The organism is Micrococcus sp. GbtcB5 (assembly GCF_019091605.1).
Lineage (GTDB): Bacteria > Actinomycetota > Actinomycetes > Actinomycetales > Micrococcaceae > Micrococcus > Micrococcus luteus.
In genome coordinates this window covers 1-289 of the sequence record NZ_JAGXJK010000154.1, presented here as the reverse complement: position 1 = coordinate 289, position 289 = coordinate 1, and the positions used below count along the sequence as shown (strand labels likewise).

Here is a 289-nt window from a genome sequence, read left to right as displayed (position 1 = left end):
CTAACCGTTTGAGCCAGAGGGTGATCGCCCGCAGGATTGCCCCGCCGCGGTAGGTCAGGGCGAGCTTTTCGTACCGGGTGGCCAAGCCGCGCCACTGCTTGTCTTCGTTGAAGGCCCGTTCGACGACGTTGCGGTCCTTGTAGTCCCCAGTGTCGTAGCCAACGGGTCTGCCGCCCTTGGACCCGCGCCGTTTGCGATGCCCCTGCTGGTCGGCCGGCTCGGGGATGACCGCGCCGGTGCCGCGTTCGCGCAGGTGCGCACGGATGGCGCGGGACGAGTAGGCCTTGTC

The 289-nt window shown here is 68.2% G+C and carries 1 protein-coding gene; it reads right to left on the bottom strand.

From position 1 onward, the window contains the following. On the bottom strand, nucleotides 1–289 hold a 289-nt coding region (locus tag KVS67_RS11845), incomplete at both ends, for a transposase (RefSeq protein ID WP_217565431.1).